Genomic DNA, 17,382 nt, shown 5'->3' with positions numbered 1-17,382 from the left:
TTTATTATTAATGCCCGGGCGCTGTGCGCCCGGGTCATCTGTTGCAGGTGCTATCAGGTAATGATGTGTTGCTGGTTAACGAGCTCGTCGTACGTGGTCTGAACGTTATCAAGCGTAACGAGTGCAGTATTAGTGTAGGTGGACCCTGCACCATCACGGTCGATGGAGATCACAGTGTTGCTACCGCTTTGTGTGACATGGATATAATTCCCCAACGAGGCGGTATTACCGTCCCAGCCCACCAGCAGATCGCCAATGTCGATCTTGTCTCCCTGCGCCAGCGAGAACCCGGTCCAGTGATCGCCTCCGGCGCTGCTGACGTTACCCGCCGTGGCATTCCCCACCGTACTGTTCAGCACCTGGTAAATCAGCGTATCGCCGTAGGCCGTACCGGTGATGGCGTCGTTATGTTCCGAGCTGATGAACTGCGGCGCCATATTGATGGTCAGCGTAGCGGTATCCGTTCTTCCGGCAGAGTCGGTCAGGGTGTAGTTGAAGGTCTCCTTCGAGGTCATGGTTGAGAGCGATACCCCGCTGTTGAGGGTATAGGTGTAATGGCCGTCAGCGCCGATCGCCAGCGTGCCGTAGTGGCCGACAATGTTCACCGTTGCGCTGCCGGTATACGGATCCAGCGTGGTGGTTACGCCGTTGTAGCCGGTCACGCTCAGACGGGTATCCACCGAGTGGAGCTGATCCAGCACGCCGCCAGAGTCGGTGCCGTCAAAGATATTGCCGTTGACGGTGTGGCTGCCGGTGACGTCGAAATTACTCAGCGAGTAGGTGGTGCCGTTTACGCTTGGCGTGATGGTGATGGTCCCGACGCTGAGCCCCGGTACGCTACCGGTAAAGCTCAGCGTATAGGTCCCGGCGTTGAGATCCAGCCCGGTCAGCGGGACGTCGATACTGCCGCCCAGCAGCGAGGCGCCGCTGAAGGAGCCGCTGCGGATCGCGCCGTTGGCATCGCTAATCGTCCAGTTCACCGTCAGCCCGCCCAGCGCCAGCAGCGAGGCCACGCTAAAATGCAGCGACGCGTTGTGCAGCGCGGTGTTCGGGTCGACCACGAAGGTTCCGCTGCCGCTGCCCTGGGTTGATGAGAACAGGGCCGTCGTCCAGCTGGCGACGCCCACGGTGGTATCCGAGTAGACCGACGTGTGGTGCACCGAGGTAAGGTCCATCGTGGCGCTGACATCGTTGACCGCATTCATTGCCTGCGCGGTTGGGGTGATGTTGAGCGATGCCGTATCCTTCGAGCCGTCAGGCGCGGTAACGGTGTAGACGAACGTATCCGGCGTGCTGATATGGTCCGCGCCTACGCCGCTCCTCAGGGTATAGGTGTACTGACCGGACGCATTGATGGTCAGCGTGCCGTATTCCCCCTGAATGGTGGTGGTGCCGCTGCTGTTGACCGTCACGCCGTTCACTTCGGTAACCAGCGTGCCCGCTGGAACCGGGTCATTCGCCAGCACGTCGCCTGTGGTCGTTTCGCTAATACTCGCCACGCTGTAGACATGGTCCTGCAGGACGCTCAGCGTGTAGGCCGTCAGGGCGGTGATCCCGGACGCGGTATTCAGCAGGAACAGGTACTCCCCGGCAGGCAGGTTCAGCGTCAGCTGCGGTGACGTGCCCCCCAGCAGCGGCGCGCGCAGCCAGCCCGACTCGACGCGAACCTGCTCGAAGGTCTGGGTCGCATTGTTGAACTTATAGACGTACAGATCGAACACCGATGCCAGCGCCACGCCCCCCACGGAGGCCTGGATGGTCATGGTGCGGGTCGTCCCTTCCTCCACGTTGTAAATAATCGGGTTGGTCAGGTCGTCCAGCAGGTTAAGCCCCAGCGTGCTGCCGAGATTAATGCCCACCAGGGTAAAACCGTTCTGAGACGAGGCGCCGTTATTCACCTCACTCACGGTGGTGTCAAAGGTCAGCGAGGCCGTGTCGTCCACTGCCACAATGCCGTTGATGACCGTACCGGCACCCAGAGACAGCACCAGGTTTGCCGACGCGCTGACGCCGTTATGGGTGATGGTGTAGGTGAAGCTCACCGTCCGGCCAACGACCGCGGCGCTGGTATCAGTCAGGTTGTAGGTATAGCTGCCGTCGCGGTTGATGGTCAACGTACCGTATTTGCCCTGGATCACCGTGCCGTCGGCGTTCACGCTGGTGGTCACGCCCTGCGCGTTAGTGACCGTGGAGATAGTGGTGCCGGCCGGCGCGTTGTCGCTGCCGGCGGTCGGGTCCGTATCGAGGATCACGTTGCCGTTGAGGCTGGTATCGCCCGTGACCGTACCCGGACCGGTCTCTTTCACCGCCACGTCGAGGCTGGTGTAGGAACCTGTCGCCAGAAGGTTGGTGTTGTAGCTCAGCACGCGGTAGTTGCCGTCGGCCAGCCCGGTCAGATTCAGCGAGACGCCGGTGGCGCCGAGGGTCAGGAGATCGGCAAACTGCGGCTGGCCGGTATCCACCACGGTTGTCCAGACACCGTTGACGTAGTGCTGCACCACCAGCTCAAGGGTATTGAGCAGAGAGAGCACCGCCCCCGTAGCGTTGGCGTTTACCACGATGTCCGCGCTGCCGCCGTTGCCCACCGTGAAGTTCACCTGCGCGGTGTCATTACCGATCAGCGTCAGGACGTTGCCCACGGCGCCGACCAGCAGGAAGCCGTAGTCGCTGTACTGGCTGTTGGTCACGGTCGCCGTGGTGCTGAGGTTCAGCTCCTCAACGTTATTGCTGGCGGAGAGCGGCACCACCGGCGCAAGGGCAGAGCCCGGCAGGGAGGTGTTGCCTGCGACGTCGGTCGCGGTGATCTGCAGCGTCTGGCCTTCGATCTGTTTGTTAATGAAGGTGTAGCTGTAGGTGCCGTTGCTGCCCGCAATGGCGGTCACCGTTGAACCGTCCGCAAGGCGGATAGTGACGGTGCTGCCCGCCTCCGCGCTCCCGGTCAGGATGCTACCGTCGGCGTTGAAGGTGCCGGTCGGCGCCGTTGGCGCGGTCGTATCGACGATAATCGTCGTCACGGCTGACGCCACGCTGGTGTTGCCCGCCGCATCGGTGGCCGTCGCGGTAAAGTTATGCGTGCCCTGCGTCAACGTGGTGGTGGTTTGTGGCAGGGTCCAGTTGCCGCTGCCATCGGCGGTGACCGTGCCCACCAGCGTGATGCCGTCGTAGATCCGAACCGTGGCATTCGCTTCGGCAGTCCCGTTCAGCGTTGGACGGGTGTCGTTAGTCGGGTTCGTACCGGTCACGGGCCCGGTGACGCTGCCGACATCATCAATGACCGAACTGATGACCGGCGCGGCTGGCGGAAGGGTATCGACGTTAATGACATATCCGGCGGTGGGGGCGCTGGCGTTGCCCACCGCATCGGTGGCGGTGAAGGTCAACGTGTGCGCGCCGTTGCTCAGCGCCGGAGAAGGCGTAAAGCTCCACGCGCCGCCGGTCGCCGTCACGCTGCCGATCTGGACCCCGTTATCAAAGATTTTCACCGTGGCTCCCGCTTCCGCCGTACCGCTGAGGGTCGGCTGCGCGTCGTTGGTGAACCCACCGTTGGCAACTGGCGTCGCCGCATTGCCCACGTCATCCAGAATGCTGGTCAGCACCGGCAGCGCAGGCGGCGTGGTGTCGACGGTGAGGCTGAAGCTGGTGGACGACACGCTGGTATTGCCTGCCGCATCCGTGGCCTGCGCGGTAAAGCTGTGCGCGCCCGCGGTCAGCGGAGGGGTGAGCACGATGCTCCAGCTGCCGCTGCCGTCCGCGGTGCCCGTGCCGACCAGGGTGGTGCCCTCATAGATCTTCACGGTGGCAAACGGTTCGCTGGTCCCAACAAGCTGCGGCTGGGTGTCGTCGGTCGTCAGTCCGGACGTGAGCGGGCCGGTGATGCTGCCCACGACGTCGATTGCCTGGCTGATAACCGGCGCGTTCGGTGCCGCGGTATCAACAATCAGGGTAAAGCCCGGCGAGGTCGGGCTGACGTTGCCCGCTGCATCGGTGACCGTGGCGGTCCAGGTATGGCTGCCGTTGCCCAGCGGCGCTGATGGCGTAAAGCTCCATGCGCCGGTGCCGTCCGCCTGCACGGTGCCGACCGGCTGTCCGTTTTCATACACGGTAACCGTGGCGTTGGCGGTCGCGGTGCCGTTCAGCGTCGGCGTGGTGTCGTCGGTGCTCTGCCCGGAAGAGAGCGGGGTTTGAATACTGCCCACGTTGTCACCCGCGGTCGAGATGACCGGCGCTAACGGCACGCCCGTATCGACCGTCAGGTTAAACGGTGCCGTTGTGGCGCCGGTGTTGCCTGCCGCATCGGTCGCGTTAAAGGTGATGGCGTGTGGACCTTCGGCCAGATCGCTGCCCGGAGTGAAGCTCCAGTTGCCCTGGGCATTGACCACCGCCGTGCCAATTTCGTTGCCATCAACGAGCACGTGCACGGTAGAACCCACTTCGCCCGTGCCGCTGAAGGTCGGACGCGCGTCGTTGGTGCTGTTACCCGACGTGAGCGTCCCGGTGACCGGACCGATATCGTCAACCACGCTGGTGACTACCGGTACACCAGGGGCTGCGGTATCCACGGTAAAGGTGAAGACCGATGAGTTGGCCGAGGCGTTGCCTGCAGTATCCGTTGCATACGCGCGCAGGGCGTAGCTGCCGTCGCCCAGCGGCGCGGTCGGCGTAAAGGACCAGTTCCCGCTTCCGTCAACGGTCGTTGTACCAATCTGCGTGCCGTTATTCATGATGTGGATAGTGCTGCCCGCCAGCCCGGTGCCGCTGATGGTTGGGGTGCTGTCGTTGGTCACCTGGCCGCTGGTGAGGTTACCCTGGATGCCGCCAGGGACGTCGTCGCTCACATTATCCAGCGTCGGAACCGTCGGTGCAGTCAGGTCAATCACCACGCTCCAGGGCGCGGAGACCGCGCTGAGGTTACCCTGCGGGTCGGTCGCCCGGACGCTAAAGCTGTGCGAGCCTTCGCCGAGGGCGGTATCAGGGGTAAACGTCCATGCGCCGGTACTGTCAGCCGTCACTACGGCAATCTGCGTGCCGCCGTCGAAAATGGTCACCACGCTGTTTGCATCCGCTGTCCCCGAAAGGGTTGGCGTGGCGTCGTTGCTGAGACCACCGCTGACCACCGTGGTGGCGGCATTGCCCACATTATCCGTGACGTTGGTGATGACCGGCGTGGCGGAAACGGAATCCACCACGACGGTGAAGCCCGCCGAAGGACCGCTCTGGTTCCCCGCCGGATCGGTCTCGCGGATGGTCAGGACGTGATTGCCCTCTGCCAGGACAGGCGTGGTGTAGCTCCAGGTGCCGGTATTGCCGATTACCACACTGTCCAGCAGCACGCCGTTGTTGTAGATCGAGATGGTATCGCCCACCGCGCCGGTGCCGGTGAGGGTCGGCTGGTTGTCGTTGGTGGTCTGGCCGCTGGTCAGCGGGCCGGTGCCCGGACCAACGTCGTCAATCACGGCGCCGATGGTCGGCGTGCCCGGCGCGGTAAGGTCAACGGTGACGCTGGCCGCCGGAGAGCGGCCGCTGGTCTGGCCGTTGAGGGTCGCGGTCACCTCAAAGGTGTGCAGCCCCTCGCCAAGCGCGGCTGGGGTATAGCTCCAGTTGCCGCTGCCGTCGGCAGTGATCGTCGAGACGGGCGTCACGCCACCGTCCAGGTAGATAGCGATCTGGCTCCCCGCCTGAGCCGTACCGGTGAGGGTTGGGGTGGTGTCGTTGGTCGTTTTGCCTTTCACGTCGCCAATGATTGGGTCGACGTCATCGTTGATCGCCGTAATGACGGGTACATCAGGAAGATTCGGCTCCGTACCGGTGACGGTGTAATTCGCAACGGGATTTTCATGCCCGGCAGCATCTGTCGCGGTCACGGTCAGGGTCGCGCCATCCTGCTGAGCGGGGCTGACAGCGATGGAGAAGTTACCGCCGGTGGCAACCCCGGTACCAATGACGTTGCCATTACTGTCTTTCACCGTGATGAGGCTTCCCGCTTCGGCACTACCGGTTAGTGGTGTACCTTCTGGTGCCAGGTTCAGATTGTCAGGGGCGTCTGGGGTGAGGGTGTCCACCGTCACGTTCAGCGGGGCTGAACTTCCTGAAGCGTTACCCGCAGGATCGGTAGCGGAGACAGTGAAGGTATGCGGACCCTCTGAGAGCGTTGTGCCTGCGGTCCAGCTCCAGCTGCCGTCCGGCTGGATCGTGACCGGCACCCCTGACGGGATACCGTCGACGGAGACAATCACGGTGGTGCCGGGTTCGCTTGTCCCGGTAAGGGTCGGCGTGCCGTCGCGGGTGTAGAGCACGTTGTTGGTGAGCTGGCTGTCTGAGATGGCACTGATCTGTGGGATCCCTGGCGCAACGGTATCGAGCGTGACGGTAAAGACCGAACTCGGCGCGCTGACGTTGCCCGCTGTGTCCACGCCCGCCACGGTAATGTTCAGCGGACCGTCCGTTTGCGCTGGAAGCGTCAGGCTCCATTCTCCGTTCACCACCACGACACGGCCCAGCTCGACGCCGTTGTTGTAGACGATCACCGTCTCACCGTTAACGCCGGTTCCGCCCACTGTCGGCGTGGTATCTGTGATAAAGCCACCATCAGGCGCGCCGCCCACTGCACTAATCACCGGTGTATCCGGCGCCTGGGTATCCACGATGATCGTAATCGCTGACGACGGGTCAGAGACGTTGCCCGCTTCATCCGTGGCGGTGGCAGTATAGGCGTGGCTGCCCTCGGCAATGTCGCTGCCAGGACGCCAGCTCCAGTTGCCGTTGCTGTCTACCGTGACGGTGCCCACAACGGTCGGTGTACCGTTAACGGTGTCAGTGATGTTGATAACGTCGTTTGGCGTACCGGTGCCGCTCAGCACCGGGCGCGGATCGTTGGTGGTGCCGCCATTGGGGACGGGGCCGGTGATCTGGGTGACGCTGTCGGTGACGATCGGTGCCGCAGGCGTAGCCGGCGCCTCGGTATCAATGGTGATAGTGACCGGCTGAGAGGGGGCGCTTTCGTTGCCCGTGCCGTCCATGTTGGTGACGGTCAGAGTGATGTCATAGGTTCCGTTAGGTAGCGGGGTGGCTGGTGTCCATGTCCAGTTGCCGTTACCGTCCACGAGCACATCATCAAGTTTGACGCCGCCGTTGTAGATCGTCACGGTATCACCCGGATTGCCGGTACCGCTCAGGGTCGGCGTGGTGTCGCGGGTGGTTTCGCCCGGATTCAGCGGCGTTGTTGTGCCGTCAGGATTGACGGTAATGGCGGGGATATCCGGCGTGGCAGGCGCAACGGTATCCACCGTCAGTTCAAATGGCGTTGAGATGGTGGTATTGCCCGCGGCATCCGTGGCGTGCACCGTCAGGGAATGCGGACCGTCGGTGAGCGGGGTCACGGGCGTGAAGCTCCAGCCGCCGCTGCCGTTGAGGGTGGCGGTGCCGAGCAGAGTCGTGCCGTCATAGACGGTGATCACCGTGTCTGCCGGGGCGGTGCCCTGCAGCAGGGGACGAGTGTCATCCGTGGTATCGCCGCTGTTGAGCGAACCCAGTACACCGCCGACGTCGTCGGTCACGGTGGTGATGGTGGCCGCCGCTGGCGCAGTGATATCGACGTTCAGGGTGAAGTCGTCTGACGGCTGGCTGGTGTTACCCGCCGCGTCGGTGGCGACGACGCTAAAGGTATGAGGACCTTCGTCAAGCGGCGTGGAAAGGGTATAGGTCCAGGTGCCGCTGCCATCGATCGGGATCGTAATAAGATCGGCGCCATCCAGGCGAATAGTGACGGTTGAGCCCGGTTCAGCCGTGCCGCTGAGCGTTGGCGTGGTGTCGTTGGTGCTGTCGCCAGAATTGAGCGCGCCGAGGCGCTCCGGCACATCATCCAGCACCTGGGTAATGACCGGCGCCGCAGGCGCGACGCTGTCAACCGTCAGAGTCCAGGTGTTGGAGACGGGGCCGGGGTTACCTGCCGCATCGGTCGCGACGGCGGTCAGAGCATGGGGGCCTTCACCGATTGGGGAGGAAGGGGTAAAGCTCCATACGCCGAGGCCATTGGCGACGGTTGTACCAATTTCAACACCGTCCACGCGCAGGCTGATCGTCGCGTTTGCTTCAGCGGTACCGCTGAGCGTCGGGGTGGCGTCGTTGGTGGTCCCGTTCAAGTCGATCGCGCCGGTCTGCCCTGGTATATCGTTTACAACCTGTAAAATCACCGGGGCGCCAGGTGCCGTCCCGTCAACGTTAATTGTCCACGTGTTTGATATTCCGCTCGGGTTACCGGCGGGATCCGTCGCCTTCGCGGTCAGCACCCAGGTGCCGTCGGTCAGCGGTGTGGGCGGCGTAAAGCTCCACTGGCCGGAGGAGGGAACAACCACCGTACCGAGGGCATCGCTGCCGTTATAAATCGTGATGGTCGAACCTGCCTCGCCCGTGCCGTTCAGGGTCGGTGCCCGGTCGTTGGTCAGCCCATTCTGGGCCACCGGGCCGGTGGTGGCCTGCACGTCATCAATCACCGACAGGATGACCGGGGTCTGCGGCGGGGTAATGTCCGGTGCCGCCGCGGAGGTGGTCGGACTGGTGTTGCCCGCCGTGTCGGTGGCGTCAGCGGTCAGGATTTCGCCGTTGATCCTCGGCGGGCTCAGCGTCAGGCTGAAGTTCCCCTGGCTATCAACAACCACTGTGCCAAGGGTGAAATCGCCTTCACGAATGGTCACCGTGCTGCCTGCTTCTCCGATGCCGCTGATGGTGCCGCCATCATTCGACACCACGAGGTTTCCTGGGGCTGACGGCGGCGTGGTGTCCACGGTAAAGATGATAGGCTCAGAGGCCGTACTCTGGTTTCCGGCGGCATCGGTTTCAGTGACGGTGATCGAGTGCGTTCCGTCCGGGAGCGGGCCCCCTGGGGTAACGCTCCAGGTACCGTTAGGCAGCACCGTCGTTGTACCAATCGCCACGCCGTTATCGTAAATGGTGATGGTTCCACCGGGTTCGCCCGTTCCCGCCAGGATCGGCTGCGAGGCATCGGTAGGCACGCCCGACGTGATTGTTCCTCGGATAAGGCCCGTATCGTCGAGCAGCACAATCGCGGTGGGCGCTGTCGGAGGGGTAAGATCGACGGTGAGGGTGAATACCGGTGAGGCTGGCCCGGTGTTGCCAGCGGCGTCGGTTGCCCGTACGGTAATCTGGTGGGTGCTTTCATTCAGGTCGACTGACGGGGTGAATGTCCATGTGCCATTGCTGGCGACGACCGCGGTGCCAATGGCTATTCCGCCGTCATAAATCGTCACGGTGGAGCCCGCTTCGGCAGTGCCGGAGAGCTGCGGCCGCCGATCGTTGGTGCTGCCGCCGTTGGTCACCGTCCCCGTCTGAGGGGCGATATCGTCGATTACGCTGCCAATCGTGGGTGCATCGGGTGCGGTGAGATCCGGTGCGATGACGCTTGAACCCTGGCTGGTATTCCCGGCGCTATCCGTTGCGGTGGCGGTTACCTGCTCGCCGTTGGTCAACGGTGTCCCGAGGGAGACGCTAAAGTTGCCATCGCTGCCCGTTTTTCCTGTGCCAATGACGTTGCCGTTCGCGTCTTTCAGCGTGATGGTACTGCCGGGTTCGGCGGAACCGGTGACGGTTTTACCGTCTGAGGAGAACTTAAGGCCGGAAGGTGCATTTGGTGCAGTCGTATCCGGATCGGCCGAATTGTTACTGCTGCCACCACCGCCGCCACCGCCGCCGCTACTTGCCGCGGCCGCGATGCCCCCTGCAGCGGCAATACCACCCAGGGCCCATGGCCAGATGGCGGCACCACCAGCGTCACTTCCTGACGCCGCAAGCAGCACGTCCGTGGACGCGATAGATTCGTACGTGGCGGCCCCGGTCGGATCTTCAATCCACCATAATGCGCCGTTGCTGTCCTGCAGAACCAGCTGGCTCACGCCCTGCGCGTCCGCCACATAGAAGTTTTTAAGGGTGATCACCTCGCCGGAGTGCAGTGTCACCAGCAGGTCGTTACCGCTTCGCGCGAAGTGGGAGACGCTCGCTCGCTCGACGTGAAGTTCAACGACAGAGGAATGGTTCAGCGTAACCTGTGTACCTTCCAGGGTCGTTTCTACACCAGTAAGTTTTGAAATAACAGAGATTTGGCTCATTTTGTTATTACTCCAGCAGAAGTGTCATGAACGGCGAGCAAGACGAGCCATCTCTGCTGAAGGTAAAGGGCGCCCCCGGCGCAGCTGCTGTTATAAAACAGCGCTCACCGTAGATTTCAGCGCGCACGATGCCCGCCATGCGTCAGAGTGGCAACATCAGAGCGAATCTAATGACTTATGAAAAAACCGTTTAATGGGTGTTTTGTATTTTATAAAACCCTGTAATTAATAGAAGAATTGGTTTCTGGAATATAAAAATGATATAGACAGAAAATGAGGGTTGTGCAAATTAAGCTTTGGTAAATAAAGATGGAAACAATGAGTGGGGCATTAATGGATTGCTCTTTTTTATAATTGTTGTTTTTTTATATCGTTGTTTTTAGTGTCTTTTTGTTTTCTTTTGTGGTGCTGTTATTTAACGTTTACGACCCAGTATGATAATTGGTAGGGAGCATTTTAAATATCATGTCAAACGTTATTATTTAAGTGCGCTTAATGTGTGTTTAAGTTAGGGTGACGTTTTTGATGTAAGATATATTATGTCACTTAGGTAATGAAATATATTCTTGTATAGGGTTAAAACTCTGCTAATGGGCGCAAGGAATAATAACGAGAAGAAAAAAAATAACCTGGTTTATTACCTTTACAACTGAAGTGCAGGCAGGGTTTTAGGACAGAAAAAAATTCACCGAAGAATGAATAAAAATCCTCACCCGGACGTTTACTGACGTCACTCCCCACTCACCCTGGAGTTTTATATGCGCACAACCTCGTTTCGTTTGATCCCGGTGCTGATTTTTTCTTTGCTGTCCCCGCTGGCGCTGGCCATGGGCAATAATAGTACCGAGAGCAAAACGCCTGATTGTCCTTCCGGACAGGTGTATGACAGCGCCACGCAGAAATGCGTGCCGGACAAGAGCAGCAGCCTCAGCGACCAGGACAAAACCAACTATGCTTACCATCTCGCGAAGAAAGGCGAGTACCAGGCGGCGCTGAACCTGCTGGATTCGCTGAAGAATGGCAACACGGCTGAAGCGTGGAACTATCGCGGGTTCGCCACGCGCAAACTGGGCCGAACGGACGAAGGGATTGGTTATTACCAGCGTGCGCTGGCTATCGCCCCGGATTACGCCAAAGCCCGGGAGTATCTCGGTGAAGCGTGGATGGTGAAAGGACGTCCCGACCTCGCGAAAGAACAGCTGAAGGTCATTGCCGGAATCTGTGGCCAGTCCTGCGAGGAGTACCGTGACCTGCAGGCTGCCATTAATGGACATCCGGAATCCTGATCTTCTCGTGGAGGGAAAACCCATCGCAACCCGTGAGGTTCGTCAACAGCTTGCCGCACACCTGCCGCGCCTCTGGCGCTATGGGCTGGTGCTGTCGCGAAACAGGGATATCGCCGAAGAGCTGGTTCAGTCCACCTGCGTGCGTGCGCTTGAAAGAAGCAGCCAGTATACGCCTGGCACGCGCATCGACAGATGGCTGTTCGCGATCCTGCACTCCATCTGGATCTCTGAGCTTCGGGCACGACACGTTCGCCAGGGGCAGGGATTTGTCCCCAGCGACGAGCTGCTGGCGCCCGACACCCGCGAACAGAATGAGACGCGCCTGCATTACCTGAAGGTGATGCAGCGCGTTAATGCGCTGCCCGAAGCCCAGCGCAACGCGGTATTTTTGGTTTATGTCGAAGGCTTTACCTACCAGGAGGCGGCGGAGACCCTGGCGGTGCCGATCGGTACCGTGATGAGCCGACTGGCGACGGCGCGGGCTCGGCTTGCCAAATCCGCTGACGCACTGCCTCCGGTAAAGGAGAAACGCTCTTGAACGCGCACCGTTTTGCACCGCCCTATAACGACGACGCCATCGTGGCCTGGATAGATGGCGAGATGTGCCGCGCCGACGCGCAGTTATTTGAAGAACAGTTAAAATGTGACGAACGCCTCGCCGGGCGAACCGACGAACTGATGAAAAGCAGCCAGGATTACGCCGGGGCGTTTGCCTCCCTGCTGGATGATGCGCCTCTTGAGAGGATGCAGGCGCGTCTCGCGGCACTTCCCGACCCGCAGGTCTCGACGGCGGCTGGCGTCAGCCGACGGGCGCTGATCGCCGCCTCGGCCAGCTTTTTGCTGGTGGGTTCCGGGCTGGGGTATCTGCTGCATCCCTCAGCTGCGCCTGCGGATGAGAACGCCCATATCCGCGACCTCGAAGCGCAATATATGTCCCTGTACAGCGTCGAGACGCTGCTGGATATGGACAGCGCAACGCCGGTTCTGCAGCGCGGGCTGGAACGGGCCGCGCAGGACATCGGCATGACGCTAAACCTGTCGCAGCTTACCCTGCAGGGGGCTGAGCTTAAAATGGTGCGCATGCTGCGCTATGAAACGACGTCTATCGCGCAGATAGCCTGGATCAACGCCGACTACGGCCCGATGGCCCTCTGCATTTCGCCTGTTGATAAGAAGACGACGGCCTCGCTCCAACAGGAGCAGCGGCACAGCATGAACCTGGCGTGGTGGCAGGAGGCGGGCTATCAGTTTGTCCTGATTGGCCGCAACCCGCCGTCTCACCTGCGGGGAAACGCTGAGCGGCTGCAGCGCGTGATCTCAGGATGACGGCACCTTGTTAGTCTGTATCGCAATGGCGATGGCAATACGATCGTCAACGACCAGGGCAAACTTATCCATCCCGTAGGACGCGCGTGATATCGCGGTGGTGGCATCCAGGGTGAGGGCCTGCGCATGCGGGTCTTTCACCCCGGCCTCCAGGATCACCGGCCGGGCAATGTTTCGAACGGTCAGCGTGCCGAAGACCCTGAACCGTCCGGCGCCCTGGTCGACCACGCGAGAGCTGATGAACTCGATGGTCGGGTAGTGCTCCGCATCAAAAAACATGTTGCTTTTTAATTGCCAGGTGAGCAGCGTGTTTGAGGCCACCAGGGTTGCTACGGGAATGGTGACGTGGATGTGGTCGTCAACGTCGTTATCCGGATTGAGCGTTACGGCACCCGTCACGCCGCTGAACGTCGCCCAGGAGAGGATGCCGCCGAAGGCGTGCCACGAGAGCCGAATGGCGGTGTTTTCGGTGTCGATAAGGTAGCTTTTTGGGGCAGCATGCAGGGAAGGGCATAACAGCAGAACGGTCACAAAGGCCAAAAGGCGATACATAGTGGTTTCTCCGATAAGTGCGCACTGCGTAAACGCCTGAGGTGCTCATTATATTCGAAGAAATAAAAAAGGCCGCAAGCGCGACCTTTTCGTGAGGATAACTAATTACTCAGTGACTTTCTTTTCCAGCTCGCTGGCACCTTCTTTGGTTTTGTTCCAGCCTTTCTCCGCGCCTTCTTTGGTGGCATCCCACCCTTTCTCGGTGCCTTCTTTGGTTTTATGCCAGGCTTTCTGGGAATCTTCGCTAACCTTGCTGCCAAAGCTTTCGCTTTTACCTTCCGCAGCATGCTTCTGTTTCAGCTTCAGCTCTTCACCTTTGTTCTGCTCTTCGTGCAGTTTTTGCTTCGCCTCGTTGGCGTTTGCGTTCGCCGCCGCGACGGTATCGTCAGTTGCATGTGTGGTCGCAGCAAATACTGGGGAAGCCAGCAGAACGGCAGATAATGCTATAATTGTTTTTTTCATAATATCCTCATTTAACGTTATCGGTTATGAGCGTGATTCAGCATGGCACAGGCGAAACGGGATGGCTTTAGGAAAAAACTGTAATGAGATCAACATGCCCTGATGAGAGGTATTTAGCCTGAGGATTATCCAAAGGATAATACGCCTATTTCCGCGAGGGCGGCGAGCGTCAGGAGAATGAATATTATGACGGTTATGGGTCTGTACATGATGGGGTTCCTTCCGGGTTGAGCGGCTATTCCGTAGCGCTGGGTGGGGGTGTTTTTTTATTCTCAATAGGGGGAGGGGCGGTGTCGTTGATGTTGGTCAAAGGGAGAGGATAGCTTCTCAAGCGAGAAGATGAATGAGCTCTGCAGGGCTGGACGTAGTGATTGTGGTGGAATGATCGCAGATTCACTCCCTTCTCGCTGGCGGCTCGCTTGTTCATGGCGGGTTTGATAAATACTCCGTTCTCGATTATGTCGTTGTGGTAGACCCTCTCTACTATGACGAAATCACGGCTCAGCGTATTGTGTTCGCCGGAACACTGGGTCACCTGCTCCATGCTTTCACCGGGGAACATGTGGGAGAGCCTCGTCTGCTTAGCCATGCTGAAAGCCGGAGCCCGGGTCTGAAAGGTTTTGGTCTGTTCCGCCCCCATGTTCAGACGACGTTTGCTAAAAAATGGTCGTCTGAATTTCGGTTGTGAGGTTCTTCCTGAGTGCTTAGATTCATTTTCAATCTATCGAGAGGGTGTGAATATGAACTTTGCAGAACGCCACTATCAGCATGTGCCTCTTCTTATCGCCAACGTCTGGGATGCCGCCAGTGCTGTCGCTGCGCAAAAAGCAGGCTATCAGGTACTGGGAACGTCCAGCGCGGCAATCGCGTCCACACTGGGATATGACGACGGGCAGGGAGTACCGTTTGATGAGCTATTTTATATGGTCACCCGGATCCAGGCTGTGAGCAACCTGCCAGTGAGCGTTGACATGGAAGCAGGGTATGGTGATTCAGCCAAACAGATAGCAGACAATTTGCGGCGCCTTGCTCAGACAGGCGTCGCAGGCGTTAACCTTGAAGACAGCCGAGTCATAAACGGGGTTCGTCAGCTTGACGATGCCTCTGATTTTTCCCGTAACTTGAGAACAGTGTGCGATACGCTGAGAAGCGAAAATTATAGCCTGTTCGTGAACATCCGGACTGATACGTACCTGCTCGGGCATGAAGACGCGTTGCAGGAGACAATATTACGGGGTCAACGCTATAAAGCTGCAGGTGCTGACGGCCTTTTTGTTCCCTGCCTCACGTCAGAGAAAGACATCAGCCTCATTGCAGAGGCAACGGGATTGCCTTTGAATGTCATGTGTATGCCCGATCTTCCGTCATTCGACAGGCTGAAACGGGCAGGGGTAAGCCGCATTTCAATGGGCAATTTTGTTCATTCAGCGATGCAGTCAACGCTGACTGATGTCATGCATGCGATCCGATCTCGTCAGACGTTTGAAGGACTTTTTGGTGATGAAAATAACCGATAAAAATCTGTGTGATATCTGGTATCAGGCATTACTTGAACGTGCTTCAGACTACACTGGCGTGTTTTTTGTTGGCGTCAAAACCACGGGCGTTTTCTGCATTTCGGTATGCCGGGCGCGAAAGCCCAAGCGCGAAAATGTCGAATTTTATAAAGATGCCAAATCTGCCCTGGCGAACGGCTTTCGTCCCTGTAAGGTCTGCAGACCTGCGGAAAATGCGCACAGCGCGCCATTATTCGTTGAGCAGGCGCTTGCGCTTGTCAGGCGCGATATCAAATCCCGTGTAGCAGACGCGGAGCTTCGTCAGCATGGCATCAGCCCGGAGCGGGTAAGGCGCTGGTTCCTGCAACATCACGGCATCACTTTTCAGGCTTTCCAGCGAATGCAGCGGGTCAACGTTGCCCTGCAGGAGCTGAAAAGTGGACGAGCGGCGACTGACGTTGCGCTGGACAATGGCTATGAATCGCTGAGCGGCTTTGGTTATACCTACAAGCGGCTTACTGGCGCAGCGCCGACTCAGGCAACCCAGGTGATTGTCATTCACCGGTTTACCACGACGCTTGGACCGATGTTTGTCTGCGCAACAGACCGAGGAGTCTGTCTGCTGGAGTTTACCGATCGCCGGATGTTAGAAACAGAATTCCGCGATATCCAGCGTTTATTTAACGCCAGAATCGTCACCGGCGAAAACAGCCATACCCGGCAGACAGTAAAAGAGATCGGCGAGTATTTTGCCGGAACGCGCCGACAGTTCGATCTCGCTTTAGATGCTCCGGGCAGTGATTTTCAACAATCCATCTGGCATGCGTTGCGTGCGGTTCCCTATGGACAGACCTCACACTATCAGGCCATTTCACTACGGCTTAATAAGCCCAATGCTGTGCGCGCCGTCGCTGCCGCTAACGGTGCCAACCGGATTGCGATTGTGATCCCCTGTCACAGGATAATTGGAAAAGATGGGACGATGACAGGTTACGGAGGGGGGATTTCACGCAAAGAATGGCTTATTGAGCATGAGAGAAATTATGTTTAATGGCGTGACATGTTGAGGGCAATAAAAAGCCAGCAGGGCTTGCACCGTGCGGGCTCTTAGGACTTCATCGGATGACTCTGGTAATCACCGGCTGGCGTCCCTGTAATTAGTTATTCAATTCATTGATTTATAGATTTATTTTGACTTTTAATTTTATGGGTGGTTCTAAAAAGGAACCATAAATATTAATGGTATGAGTTCTCTCGATTAGCTGATTGGCAAATTGTATCAAAAGATAACAAATCCTCATTTCAACTCCCAGTTGGTAGCTGAACTGCGTAAGCAGGATCTGCTTTCCACCGATTAGTGTATACGGTAGTTTTTCAACATAACTGAATTGTACCCGTAGGGCAGTACCAGCATAGGTGGAGAATGAATTTTGAACAATTGGTCACCAGAGCATACAAAAGACATCAAGAGTTGGTTTAAGATTGATACATATCGCAAATTTGAAGACCTCTCATTGCTCCAGTTCTACCATGAGATATGGGCCCGAAACTTGTTCTTTAAGGAGTATCGAGAAGAGTTTGAGAGCAGAACTCTTATGGGTTACTTCTCAAAGATTTTCAGCGGCAACCCTTTTTTAATCGAAGAAGGGCAACTGGGATACATGACTCCTGCTAACAAACTTTTCCAGCCTCCCCATTTTTTTCTAACAACCCTGGATCGTCTCGCTGAAACGAGCATTATTGCAATGCAACGTGGAGGTTTTCTTTGGCATGAAGGTGACAATTATTCTATAAACGCAGAGCTTCGAGAGGAATCACTTTCAGACATTATGCCAGATCAGTTTACACGAACAGTCATGTTCGAGATAGATTTGGCCAGTGGCACAGACGAAGAGATTGCAGAGTCGCTTAAAGCGGCATTACCGCAATGGCGTAAAGTTAAGGGTATTGATGAAAACCCATTGGAATCTGTTCGTTTTGGATACGGAACTATTAAGAAACTCATCAGTTATCGTGTAATACCTATGCTGGATATCCTGACCTGCCCCCACGATTAGATACAACACTCAGTTAGTAACGTCGGAATCTTCATTCTCAGAATGACCCTTTCTCCAGCCCGCTGCAAATTCAGACGGTGTCTGA

8 protein-coding genes and 2 pseudogenes are annotated in these 17,382 nt (G+C 58.1%); 7 read left to right on the top strand and 3 right to left on the bottom strand.

Annotation, left to right across the window (positions count from 1 at the left end):
* Positions 1–53: 53 nt before the first annotated feature.
* Positions 54–10,118 carry a BapA/Bap/LapF family large adhesin gene (locus tag ACOTXI_RS13820; RefSeq protein ID WP_199160836.1) on the bottom strand — a complete coding sequence of 3,355 codons (10,065 nt, stop codon included), beginning with the start codon at positions 10,116–10,118 and terminating at the stop codon, positions 54–56.
* A gap of 758 nt (positions 10,119–10,876) precedes the next feature.
* On the opposite strand from ACOTXI_RS13820, the gene ACOTXI_RS13815 reads away from it, so the two are divergent.
* The 3 genes from ACOTXI_RS13815 to ACOTXI_RS13805 are packed head-to-tail and all read left to right on the top strand — an operon-like array spanning position 10,877 to position 12,730.
* The gene (locus tag ACOTXI_RS13815; RefSeq protein ID WP_008502544.1) at positions 10,877–11,404 is read left to right on the top strand and encodes a tetratricopeptide repeat protein; all 528 of its coding nucleotides are present in this window, start codon (positions 10,877–10,879) and stop codon (positions 11,402–11,404) included.
* The gene (locus ACOTXI_RS13810) at positions 11,385–11,942 is read left to right on the top strand and encodes an RNA polymerase sigma factor (protein ID WP_008502543.1); all 558 of its coding nucleotides are present in this window, start codon (positions 11,385–11,387) and stop codon (positions 11,940–11,942) included. Before ACOTXI_RS13815 ends, ACOTXI_RS13810 begins: the two co-directional genes overlap by 20 nt.
* On the top strand, positions 11,939–12,730 hold the full coding sequence (locus ACOTXI_RS13805) for an anti-sigma factor family protein (RefSeq protein ID WP_058653909.1): 792 nt from the start codon (positions 11,939–11,941) through the stop codon (positions 12,728–12,730). Before ACOTXI_RS13810 ends, ACOTXI_RS13805 begins: the two co-directional genes overlap by 4 nt.
* Here the strand turns inward: ACOTXI_RS13805 and ACOTXI_RS13800 are convergent.
* Positions 12,722–13,282 (bottom strand): YceI family protein, encoded by a 561-nt coding sequence (locus tag ACOTXI_RS13800; RefSeq protein ID WP_008502541.1) that lies wholly within the window; start codon positions 13,280–13,282, stop codon positions 12,722–12,724. The genes ACOTXI_RS13805 and ACOTXI_RS13800 overlap by 9 nt on opposite strands.
* A gap of 105 nt (positions 13,283–13,387) precedes the next feature.
* A complete protein-coding gene (locus ACOTXI_RS13795; protein ID WP_008502540.1) occupies positions 13,388–13,744 on the bottom strand; it encodes a hypothetical protein in 357 nt (118 codons plus the stop codon).
* Between the two features lie 385 nt (positions 13,745–14,129).
* Between ACOTXI_RS13795 and ACOTXI_RS13790 the strand changes: the two are divergent.
* The 4 genes and pseudogenes from ACOTXI_RS13790 to ACOTXI_RS13775 all read left to right on the top strand — a co-directional run.
* Positions 14,130–14,327 (top strand): annotated as a pseudogene (locus tag ACOTXI_RS13790) (nucleotidyltransferase domain-containing protein); the annotation flags it as partial.
* Between the two features lie 157 nt (positions 14,328–14,484).
* On the top strand, positions 14,485–15,261 hold the full coding sequence (locus ACOTXI_RS13785) for an isocitrate lyase/PEP mutase family protein (protein WP_008502538.1): 777 nt from the start codon (positions 14,485–14,487) through the stop codon (positions 15,259–15,261).
* Entirely contained in the window at positions 15,245–16,291 is a 1,047-nt protein-coding gene (locus tag ACOTXI_RS13780; RefSeq protein ID WP_008502537.1) for a bifunctional transcriptional activator/DNA repair enzyme AdaA, read from the top strand. The genes ACOTXI_RS13785 and ACOTXI_RS13780 overlap by 17 nt, the downstream gene beginning before the upstream one ends.
* Before the next feature lie 379 nt (positions 16,292–16,670).
* Positions 16,671–17,279: pseudogene (locus ACOTXI_RS13775) on the top strand (DUF6387 family protein); the annotation flags it as partial.
* Between the last annotated feature and the right edge of the window lie 103 nt (positions 17,280–17,382).

The organism is Enterobacter cloacae complex sp. BZL2005, assembly GCF_049238885.1.
In the GTDB taxonomy this organism is placed as follows: domain Bacteria; phylum Pseudomonadota; class Gammaproteobacteria; order Enterobacterales; family Enterobacteriaceae; genus Enterobacter; species Enterobacter roggenkampii.
The sequence above is the reverse complement of the archived record's forward strand: the minus strand, read 5'-3'. Positions and strand labels throughout refer to the sequence as shown.